General features: G+C 56.6%; 8 protein-coding genes. All 8 read right to left on the bottom strand.

What is annotated here, in order from left to right; translation table 11 throughout:
• Positions 1-30 precede the first annotated feature (30 nt).
• Complete coding sequence (locus tag KGP25_RS03910) at positions 31-264, bottom strand: YgdI/YgdR family lipoprotein (protein ID WP_045907769.1); 234 nt, start codon at positions 262-264, stop codon at positions 31-33.
• A gap of 181 nt (positions 265-445) precedes the next feature.
• The gene (gene carB / locus KGP25_RS03905) at positions 446-3,670 is read right to left on the bottom strand and encodes a carbamoyl-phosphate synthase large subunit (RefSeq protein ID WP_047072642.1); all 3,225 of its coding nucleotides are present in this window, start codon (positions 3,668-3,670) and stop codon (positions 446-448) included.
• Positions 3,671-3,688: 18 nt separating this feature from the next.
• Positions 3,689-4,837 carry a glutamine-hydrolyzing carbamoyl-phosphate synthase small subunit gene (carA, locus tag KGP25_RS03900; protein WP_010427050.1) on the bottom strand — a complete coding sequence of 383 codons (1,149 nt, stop codon included), beginning with the start codon at positions 4,835-4,837 and terminating at the stop codon, positions 3,689-3,691.
• Positions 4,838-5,291: 454 nt separating this feature from the next.
• Positions 5,292-6,113 carry a 4-hydroxy-tetrahydrodipicolinate reductase gene (dapB, locus tag KGP25_RS03895; protein ID WP_223540006.1) on the bottom strand — a complete coding sequence of 274 codons (822 nt, stop codon included), beginning with the start codon at positions 6,111-6,113 and terminating at the stop codon, positions 5,292-5,294.
• A 205-nt stretch (positions 6,114-6,318) separates the two neighbouring features.
• A complete protein-coding gene (ispH, locus tag KGP25_RS03890; RefSeq protein ID WP_045415580.1) occupies positions 6,319-7,269 on the bottom strand; it encodes a 4-hydroxy-3-methylbut-2-enyl diphosphate reductase in 951 nt (316 codons plus the stop codon).
• A 1-nt stretch (position 7,270) separates the two neighbouring features.
• On the bottom strand, positions 7,271-7,720 hold the full coding sequence (fkpB, locus tag KGP25_RS03885) for an FKBP-type peptidyl-prolyl cis-trans isomerase (protein ID WP_003856450.1): 450 nt from the start codon (positions 7,718-7,720) through the stop codon (positions 7,271-7,273).
• A gap of 117 nt (positions 7,721-7,837) precedes the next feature.
• Entirely contained in the window at positions 7,838-8,338 is a 501-nt protein-coding gene (lspA, locus tag KGP25_RS03880) for a signal peptidase II (protein WP_008502034.1), read from the bottom strand.
• Complete coding sequence (gene ileS / locus KGP25_RS03875; RefSeq protein WP_223540005.1) at positions 8,338-11,154, bottom strand: isoleucine--tRNA ligase; 2,817 nt, start codon at positions 11,152-11,154, stop codon at positions 8,338-8,340. Before ileS ends, lspA begins: the two co-directional genes overlap by 1 nt.
• Positions 11,155-11,188 lie beyond the last annotated feature (34 nt).

The raw sequence follows: 11,188 nt of genomic DNA, 5'->3' as shown, positions 1-11,188 counted from the left end.
AAAGCCGTGGCAAACGCCACGGCTTTTTTATTAGTTATCCAGCTCGCCCATTGATTTAACCTGATCGCGGTTGATCTGCTCGGTCTGACCCGTTTCCGCATTTTTATACGACACCAGACCGGTATCATCATCGACCTCTGGTTTTCCGTCGGTGACAATGGTTTTGCCATCGGTGGTTTTCACTGCCTGGTTAGAGGAACAGCCCGCGACGGTAAACGTTGCAGTGGCGGCAAGAAGGGTGGCGATCAGTAATTTATTTTGCATGGTGTTTTCCCCTGCTCTCAGTTGAATTTCGTTATCGACCTAATGATTTTAGGCTAACTCACTGAATGCGGATGAAAAACCAGAAGGTTCTGAAGATGGATAAAGAAAAAAGCAGGGCGGGTAAGCGAAGCGCCACCCGCCATTTGCCCGGCGGCGCTACCGCTTGCCGGGCCTACGCAGATTACTTGCTAATCTGCGCGTGCATTTCCTGAACCGAAATCACCTTCTCGGTGGCATCCGCGTTCAGCGCCATGGCTGTTGCGAAACCGCCGTTCAGGGTGGTGTCGTAGTGCACTTTGTACTGCAGCGCGCTGCGGCGAATCAGCTTGGAGTCTTCAATCGCCTGGCGGCCTGCGGTGGTGTTGATGATGTAGGTGTATTCGCCATTCTTGATACGATCCTGAATGTGCGGACGACCTTCATGCACCTTGTTCACCAGACGCGGGTTGATGCCCGCTTCGCCCAGCACAATCGCCGTACCGTGGGTCGCGTCCAGCTCAAAGCCCTGCTTCAGCAGTTTGGCGGCCAGGTCAACCACGCGCTCTTTATCGCCTTCGCGAACGGAGAGCAGCGCACGGCCCGATTTTCTCATGGTTGAGCTACTGCCCAGCTGCGCCTTCGCGAACGCTTCTGCGAAGGTGCGGCCTACGCCCATCACTTCCCCGGTTGAGCGCATTTCTGGCCCTAACAGCGGGTCAACGCCCGGGAATTTGTTGAACGGCAGCACCACTTCTTTCACCGAGTAGTACGGTGGAATGATCTCTTTGGTCACGCCCTGCTGTGCCAGCGTCTGGCCTGCCATCACGCGCGCCGCTACTTTCGCCAGCGGAATACCGGTGGCTTTGGAGACGAACGGTACTGTACGTGCCGCACGCGGGTTGACTTCAATCAGGTAGACTTCGTTATCTTTCACCGCGAACTGGACGTTCATCAGACCGCGAACCTGCAGTTCGAAGGCCAGCTTCTGCACCTGCTGGCGCATCACGTCCTGAATTTCCTGGCTCAGGGTGTACGCAGGCAGAGAACAGGCAGAGTCACCGGAGTGCACGCCCGCCTGCTCGATATGCTCCATGATGCCGCCAATCAGCACCATTTCGCCGTCGCAGATGGCGTCAACGTCCACTTCTACCGCATCGTCGAGGAAGCGGTCGAGCAGCACTGGCGCATCGTTGGAGACGCTCACCGCCGTCTGGAAGTAGCGACGCAGGTCGGCTTCGTCGTAGACAATTTCCATCGCGCGGCCGCCCAGCACATAAGAAGGACGCACCACCAGCGGGTAGCCAATCTCTTTCGCCTTCTCTACGGCCTGTTCGATGGCCGTCACCGTGGCGTTCGCCGGCTGTTTCAGCTTCAGACGGTCAACCGCCTGCTGGAAACGCTCGCGGTCTTCCGCACGGTCAATCGCATCCGGGCTGGTACCGATAACCGGTACGCCTGCCGCTTCCAGCGCGCGCGCCAGCTTCAGCGGAGTCTGGCCACCGTACTGCACGATAACGCCTTTTGGCTTCTCGATGCGCACGATTTCCAGCACGTCTTCCAGGGTAACCGGCTCGAAGTAGAGGCGGTCGGAGGTGTCGTAGTCGGTGGAGACGGTTTCCGGGTTACAGTTGACCATGATGGTCTCGTAACCGTCTTCGCGCAGCGCCAGCGAGGCGTGTACGCAACAGTAGTCGAACTCGATGCCCTGGCCGATACGGTTTGGACCACCGCCCAGCACCATAATCTTGTCGCGGTCGACGGACGGGTTCGCTTCGCACTCATCTTCATAGGTGGAGTACATGTACGCGGTGTCGGTCGAGAATTCAGCCGCACAGGTGTCCACGCGCTTGTAGACCGGGTGCAGGTCATACTGGTCACGCAGTTTGCGGATTTCCGCTTCGCGCACGCCCGCCAGCTTAGCCAGACGCGCATCGGCGAAGCCTTTACGCTTCAGCACGCGCAGGAAGTCAGCGTCCAGGCCGTTGATACCCAGCTCGGCCACTTTCTCTTCCAGACGCACCAGCTCTTCAATCTGCACCAGGAACCAGCGGTCGATGTTAGTCAGGTTGAAAACGCCGTCGACGGACAGGCCGGCACGGAAGGCATCGGCGATGTACCAGATACGCTCTGCACCCGCGTCTTTCAGCTCGCGGCGGATTTTGGTCAGCGCTTCCGGGTCGTCCAGACTCACTTTCGGGTCGAAACCGGTCGCGCCCACTTCCAGGCCGCGCAGCGCTTTCTGCAGGGATTCCTGCTGGGTGCGGCCAATCGCCATCACTTCACCGACAGATTTCATCTGGGTAGTCAGACGGTCGTTCGCGCCCGCGAATTTCTCGAAGTTAAAGCGTGGAATTTTGGTCACAACGTAGTCGATGGACGGCTCGAAGGACGCAGGCGTGCGGCCACCGGTGATGTCGTTCATCAGCTCGTCGAGGGTGTAACCCACCGCCAGTTTCGCCGCCACTTTCGCAATCGGGAAGCCGGTCGCTTTAGACGCCAGCGCGGAGGAGCGGGACACGCGCGGGTTCATTTCGATAACAATCAGGCGGCCGGTTTTCGGGTTCACGGAGAACTGCACGTTTGAACCACCGGTTTCCACGCCGATTTCACGCAGTACCGCCATCGAGGCGTTACGCATGATTTGGTACTCTTTGTCGGTCAGCGTCTGGGCTGGCGCAACGGTGATGGAGTCGCCGGTGTGGATACCCATCGCATCGAAGTTTTCGATGGAGCAGACGATGATGCAGTTGTCGTTTTTATCACGCACCACTTCCATCTCGTACTCTTTCCAGCCAATCAGCGATTCATCAATCAGCAGCTCTTTGGTTGGGGAGAGATCCAGACCGCGCTCGCAAATTTCTTCGAACTCTTCACGGTTGTAAGCGATACCGCCGCCGGTGCCGCCCATGGTGAACGATGGACGGATGATGCATGGATAGCCCACGTCAGCCGCAACGGCCAGCGCTTCTTCCATGTTGTGTGCGATACCGGAGCGCGCGGTGTCGAGGCCGATTTTCTTCATCGCCACGTCGAAGCGGCGACGGTCTTCGGCTTTATCAATCGCGTCGGCGGTCGCACCAATCATGGTGACGCCAAATTCGGCCAGCACGCCCTGACGCTCCAGCTCGAGCGCGCAGTTCAGCGCCGTCTGGCCGCCCATGGTTGGCAGCACCGCGTCCGGACGCTCTTTCTCGATGATTTTACGCACCACTTCCCAGTGAATCGGCTCGATGTAGGTCGCATCTGCCATTTCCGGGTCGGTCATGATGGTAGCCGGGTTAGAGTTAACCAGGATGACGCGGTAACCCTCTTCACGCAGGGCTTTACACGCCTGCGCGCCGGAGTAGTCGAATTCGCAGGCCTGGCCGATGACGATCGGGCCAGCGCCAAGGATCAGGATGCTTTTTATGTCTGTACGTTTTGGCATTGTCTTCTCGGCTCCTGATTATTTAGCGGTCTTACGGTATTGCTCGATAAGTTCGATGAAGTGATCGAACAGCGGCGCGGCGTCGTGTGGGCCCGGGCTGGCTTCCGGATGCCCCTGGAAGCTGAACGCTGGCTTATCGGTGCGATGAATCCCCTGCAGGGTGCCATCGAACAGCGACTTATGGGTCACGCGCAGGTTAGCTGGCATTGAGGCCTCATCGACGGCAAAGCCGTGGTTCTGCGCGGTGATCATCACCGTGTTGTTATCGATATCTTTCACCGGGTGGTTACCACCGTGGTGGCCGAACTTCATCTTGACGGTGTTCGCACCGCTCGCCAGCGCCAGCAGCTGATGGCCGAGGCAGATGCCGAATACAGGGATGTCGGTTTCCAGGAAGGACTTGATGGCAGCGATGGCGTAATCGCACGGCGCCGGGTCGCCAGGGCCGTTGGACAGGAAAATACCGTCCGGATTCATCTTCAGTACGTCTTCAGCAGACGTTTGTGCCGGCACCACCGTCAGGCGGCAGCCGCGGTCAACCAGCATGCGCAGGATGTTGCGCTTGGCGCCGAAATCGTAGGCCACCACGTGGAACGGCAGCTCGCTCTCTTTTTTCGCTTCCGGCAGGTCGCCTTCCAGCGTCCAGCTACCCTGCGTCCAGCTGTAGGCTTCTGCGGTAGTCACTTCTTTCGCCAGGTCCATGCCGTTCAGGCCCGGGAAGGCTTTCGCTTTTTCCAGCGCCAGCGTCGCATCGAGGTTATCACCCGCGATGATGCAGCCGTTCTGTGCACCCTTCTCGCGCAGCAGACGCGTTAACTTACGGGTATCGATATCGGCAATCGCCACGATGTTATGGCGCTTCAGGTAAGAAGAGAGGTCTTCGGTATTGCGGAAGTTGCTGGCAATCAGCGGCAGGTCACGAATGACAAGGCCTTGCGCATGTACCTGAGAGGATTCTTCGTCAGCCGCATTGGTGCCGACATTGCCGATATGAGGATAAGTAAGAGTAACGATTTGGCGAGAATAGGAAGGATCAGTGAGGATTTCTTGATAACCGGTCATTGAAGTATTGAAAACGACTTCCCCAACCGCCGAACCCGTTGCCCCTATGGCCCGACCGATAAACTGGGTTCCGTCTTCCAGAACCAATAGCGCTGACTTAATCAAAACACCCTCCAGAGAATATTCACTCACTTTATTTGCATATTAATTCATAACCATGTCATGGATCAATGCAAATGTGTTGCCAGCGGATTTTTGGCAAACGGCGGCATTCTGGAGATTTGGTGGGTAAAAGTCAACTTAAAACCGATATTTTGTTTAGTCTTTTGCGTATCTGACGAGGTGAGTGAAGCTTAAGCGACAAAAAGATCAGGTAAATCACTGCGGAAAACGCTTGCGCGCCGGGTTTAATGAAAAATGAGTCGACGCAGCATCAAAAAGTGGACCAAATGGTCAAAATTTACATTTCAGTAACGGGAATTAAGGGGAATAGCTATACTTTCAAGGCTAAAGGAACAAAATGGGCGCGAAATAGATAAAATAAAAGGGCAATAAATTATTGCCCTATGCAATCAAAGGATTACGACTGCAATAACCACATCACGATGGGTAATAATGCTTACAGATTGTTGAGATCAAGCACATCTCTCATATCAAAAAGACCATTTTTCTTCTCTTTCAGCCACAAGGCGGACCGAACGGCACCATTGGCAAACGTCATTCGGCTGGACGCTTTATGCGTAATCTCGACGCGCTCGCCGATATCGGCGAACATCGCGGTATGTTCGCCGACGATGTCACCCGCCCGGACGGTTGCGAAACCAATGGTGCCCGGCACGCGCTCCCCGGTGTGGCCTTCGCGGGCATAGACCGCGCAGTCTTTTAAATCTTTATCAAGTGCATGAGCAATCGCTTCGCCCATTGCCAGCGCCGTGCCTGATGGCGCATCAACCTTATAGCGGTGATGAGCTTCGACAATCTCAATATCGGTGTAGTTGCCCATCACCTTCGCCGCCTTCTCCAGCAGCTTCAGCATGACGTTAACGCCCACGCTAAAGTTTGCGGCGAAGACAATCGCAATCTCTTTGGATGCATCCTGGATAGCCTGCTTGCCCGCATCGTCAAAACCGGTGGTGCCGATCACCATCCCCTTGCCGCGCTGACGGCAAAACGCCAGATGCGCGAGCGTCCCTTCAGGGCGGGTAAAATCGATGAACACATCGAAGTCATCTTTAACCGCGTCCAGGCTGCTTTGTACGGTGACGCCGGTCTTTCCCGCGCCCGCCAGCTCGCCAGCATCGGTCCCCAGAAGTGATGAACCGTCACGCTCCAGCGCCGCGCCAAGTGCTACGCCATCCATCTGAAGTGCCGCCTGAATCAGCTGACGGCCCATACGTCCACCCGCGCCCGCAATGGCGACACGGATCTGTGCATCATGCATAGTTATTCTCTTACGTTAAAATGATGTAAACCGTTTTCAGATTAACCAGCCTTTCTGAGCACTGCCAACTGAAAACACCAATAATTAGAATTTAACGTGAAACCGACTTAAATATCAGTAAAAGACATGATTTTGTCGTCACGATAAAGTAACGGGTAAAAAAAAGGCCAGCACAGAAGGTGCTGGCCTTTCATCAGAAAAGGGACTATTCGACTTCGCGGGCGTCGATTCTCAGCTCTTTCGGCACTTCGAAAACAATATTCTCTTCGCGTCCTTCCAGCGGCACCGCTTCGCCGCCGCCCAGCTCCTGCAGACGGGAAATGACGTTTTGTACCAGAATATCGGGCGCGGATGCCCCGGCCGTCACGCCTACGCAGGCCGCGTCTTTAACCCACGCTTCCTGAATATCCGTTGCATCGTCGATCAGGAACGCCGCCTTCCCCATTCGCTGTGCCAGTTCAGCCAGACGGTTAGAGTTGGAGGAGTTCTTAGAGCCGACCACCAGCACCACGTCCGCCTGTTCAGCCAGTGCGCGCACCGCTTCCTGACGATTGGTGGTGGCGTAGCAGATGTCGTCCTTGCGCGGCCCGACGATTTTCGGGAAGCGCTGACGCAGGGCATCAATCACGTCTGAGGTATCGTCGACGGAGAGCGTCGTCTGGGTCATAAACGACAGGCGCGCTTCGTTTTTCACGTTCAGCGTAAAGACATCTTCAGGGGACTCTACCAGGTACATTCCCCCTTCAGGGTTGCTGTACTGGCCCATGGTGCCCTCGACTTCCGGGTGGCCAGCATGGCCAATCAGGATCGACTCTTCACCACGGCGGCTGGCGCGCGCCACTTCCATATGCACCTTGGTCACCAATGGGCAGGTGGCATCGAAGACGGTCAGATCGCGACTTTTCGCTTCGTTACGGACCGCCTGAGAGACGCCGTGCGCGGAGAAAATCAGGATCGCACCGTCCGGCACTTCGCTGATCTGCTCGATAAAGATGGCACCGCGTTCGCGCAGGCTGTCGACCACGTAGCGGTTATGCACCACTTCGTGACGTACATAAATCGGCGCGCCGTAAATCTCCAGCGCGTTTTCAACAATGCTGATAGCGCGGTCTACACCGGCGCAGAAGCCGCGCGGGTTAGCCAACAGGATCTGCATTTCAGGCCTCCAGTGCCGGATCGATTTCCAGCACTTCAACATCAAAATGAACGGTACGCCCGGCAAGCGGATGGTTGAAGTCAACGGTAATCGAGTCGCCGTTGATTTCGCGGATCACGCCAGGCATTTCGCTGCCGTCCATAGCGGTAAAGAGCATAATCGCGCCGATTTCCGGTTCACCTGCGTCCATAAACTCGCGGCGCGAGAAATACTGGATCAGGTCCGGGCTTGGCACGCCAAATGCCGCATCCGGCTCCAGCGAAAAGGCTTTTTTCTCGCCCTCTTTCAGGCCCAGAAGCTGCTGCTCAAGACCTTCAGACAGGGAGGTATCGCCAAGACGAAACAGGGCCGGTTTGCCGTTATTGCGGGTGGACTCAGCCGTTGAACCATCATCCAGCTTCAGCGTGAAGTGAACGAGAACCGCGCTGTTGCTCTGTACGGATTTAGACATGCAAATTGCTCGCTTGTTTTGGGTCACCTGTTGCCCGGTGGCGCTACGCTTACCGGGCCTACGGGAAGCCACAAATTCTGTAGGCCGGGTAAGCGTAGCGCCACCCGGCATTGATGCTTACGCCTGCTCTTTCGCAGCGGGTTTAGGCAAGAAGCCTTCCAGCACGATTAACGCCGCACCGATGCAAATGGCGCTATCAGCGAGGTTAAAGGTCGCGAAGTGCCAGTCGCCGACGTAGAAGTCGATCATATCGACCACAAAGCCGTGCCACAGGCGATCAAACAGGTTGCCCAGCGCGCCGCCAATGATCAGCGCGTAAGCGATGTTATTCAGCTTTTGCGTTGCCTTCGAGCGGTACATCAGCACCGCCAGGATCACGCAGATACCGAGAGCGATACCCGCAAAGAACCAGCGCTGCCAGCCACCGCTGTCAGCAAGGAAACTGAACGCCGCACCGTAGTTGCGCGCGTAGTGCAGGTTAAGCGACGGGAACAGCGGGACCGTCTCCCCCAGAGCAAAATTCTGGAGGATCAGGAATTTGCTGCCCAGATCAATAATCAGCACCACCACAACCAGCCACAGCCAGCGCAGTCCTGTTGAACAGAGAGTTTTACTCATCAGGCAAACTTACGTTTTTCGCCGTCACCGGCGACGTTGCTTACACAGCGTCCGCAGATGTCTGCGTGTTCCGCCACCTGACCGACATCGGTGGTGTAATGCCAGCAACGCGGGCATTTCTCACCGTCGGCTTTGCTCAGCGCGACTTTCAGTCCTTTGAGCAGTTCGCTCTGCTGAGCATCAGCAGAAGCCTCGGCATAATCCGCAACTTTCGCACCGGAGGTCAACAGGACAAATCGTAATTCATCGCCCAGCACCGTCAGCTTCGCCGCCAGCTCTGGCTCCGCGTACAGGGTTACTGCCGCTTCCAGAGAGCCGCCGACTTTCTTATCAGCACGCGCCTGCTCGATAACCTTGTTCACTTCGCCACGTACTTTCAGCAGCTCGTCCCAGAAGGCATCGTTCATCGCTTCGGTGCTGGAGAGATCGAACAGACCTTCGTACCACTCGCCGGTGAAGACATACTTCTCACGGTCGCCCGGCAGGTAACCCCAAATTTCATCCGCGGTGAAGGACATGATCGGCGCCATCCAGCGTACCAGCGCTTCTGCGATATGGAACAGCGCGGTCTGGCAGCTACGACGCGCCACGCTGTCCGCTTTCGCGGTGTACTGGCGGTCTTTGATGATGTCGAGGTAGAACGAGCCCATCTCGATGGAGCAGAAGCGCATCAGGCGCTGCACCACTTCGTGGAAGTCATAAGACTCGTAGGCCTTCAGGATATCTTCCTGCGCCGCTTTCGCGCAGCCTACCGCCCAGCGGTCCAGCACGACCATCTCTTCCGGTTTCACCATGTCTTTTGCCGGATCGAACCCGTTCAGGTTCGCCAGCAGGAAGCGCGCGGTGTTACGGATACGACGATAGCTGTCGGCAGCGCGTTTCAGGATCTCGTCAGACACCGCCATTTCGCCGGTGTAGTCGGTAGAGGCCACCCACAGACGCAGAATGTCTGCGCCCAGTTTGTTCATCACATCCTGCGGAGAAACGGTGTTACCGATAGATTTGGACATCTTACGGCCCTGACCATCCACGGTGAAGCCGTGAGTCAGTACCTGACGGTAAGGCGCTTTACCCTTCATGGCGGTAGAGATCATCAGAGATGACATGAACCAGCCGCGGTGTTGGTCAGACCCTTCCAGATACATATCGGCAGCGTGACCGGCAAACTCCGGACGCACGTCAACCACGGAGGAGTGGGTAGACCCGGAATCGAACCAAACGTCCAGGGTATCCGGCACTTTCTCGTAGTTATCCGCATCAGCGCCCAGGATGTCGCGGGCGTCGAGATCCCACCACGCCTGAATGCCGTCAACTTCGACGCGCTTCGCCACTTCTTCCATCAGTTCCAGGGTGTTCGGGTGCAGCTCATGCGTCTCTTTATGCACGAACAGAGACATCGGCACGCCCCAGGTACGCTGACGGGAGATACACCAGTCAGGACGGTTAGCCACCATGGATTCGATACGCGCCTGGCCCCAGTCAGGGATCCACTGCACGCCTTTAATCTCTTTCAGAGACTGCTCGCGCAGGCCCTTCTGATCCATGCTGACGAACCACTGCGGGGTCGCACGGAAGATGATCGGGGTCTTGTGACGCCAGCAGCACGGATAGCTGTGCTGCATTTTTTCAACGTGCAGCAGCGCGCCGCTGGTACGCAGCATGTCGACGATAATGTCGTTCGCTTTGAAGACGTTGATACCGTCCAGCGCCGGGTAGGTGCCAGGCAGGTAAGAACCGTCCGGGCCAACCGGGTTAGCGATTTCCAGACCATACTTAAGGCTGATGTTGTAGTCGTCAGGACCGTGGCCACCGGCGGTATGTACCGCACCGGTACCCGCTTCCAGCGTCACGTGGTCGCCGAGGATCGCCGGAACGTCGAAGTCCAGGAACGGGTGTTTGAAGCGCATCAGCTCCAGGGCGTCACCTTTCACGGTGCCCAGCACGGTGTAGTCAGTGATATGCGCACGCTTCAGCACGCTCTCAACCAGATCTTTCGCCAGGATAACCGCCTGACCGTCAATCTGCACCAGCGCGTATTCGAACTCACCGGACAGGGAGATCGCACGGTTGGCTGGCAGGGTCCACGGGGTGGTGGTCCAAATCACCAGAGAGATCGGGCCGTTTACCGAGGCGACGCCAAATTTGGCTTTCACCGCATCCTGATCCACCGCGAGGAAGGCCACGTCGATAGACGGAGAGGTTTTGTCGTAATACTCCACTTCCGCTTCTGCCAGCGCAGAACGGCAGTCCACGCACCAGTGCACCGGCTTAGCGCCTTTGTGCAGGTGGCCATTACCGATGATTTTGCCCAGCGCACGGATAATGTTGGCTTCCGTTTTGAAGTCCATGGTCAGGTACGGGTGCGACCAGTCGCCCAGTACACCCAGACGGATGAAGTCAGCACGCTGACCGTCAACCTGCGTGGCTGCGTATTCGCGGCACTTCGCACGGAACTCGGCGGCGGTGAACTTCTCACCTGGCTTGCCGAACTCTTGCTCGACTTTCAGCTCGATTGGCAGACCGTGGCAGTCCCAGCCCGGAACGTAAGGCGAGTCATAGCCCGCGAGTCCTTTGGACTTCACGATAATGTCTTTCAGAATCTTGTTAACCGAGTGACCAATATGAATGCTGCCATTCGCATAGGGAGGGCCATCATGCAGAATGAAGGTTTTTTTGCCTTTTTTGGCTGCACGAATGATGCCGTACAGGTCATCATCGGTCCAACGCGCCAGCATTCCCGGTTCGCGCTTGGCGAGATCGCCGCGCATCGGGAACCCTGTTTCCGGCAAATTCAGGGTTGATTTATAGTCACTCATCAGATTCTCGGTTCCGTATTTATCACGTAGGCAG

Source organism: Enterobacter sp. JBIWA003 (genome assembly GCF_019968825.1).
Lineage (GTDB): Bacteria > Pseudomonadota > Gammaproteobacteria > Enterobacterales > Enterobacteriaceae > Enterobacter > Enterobacter quasiroggenkampii.
The sequence above is the reverse complement of the archived record's forward strand: the minus strand, read 5'-3'. Positions and strand labels throughout refer to the sequence as shown.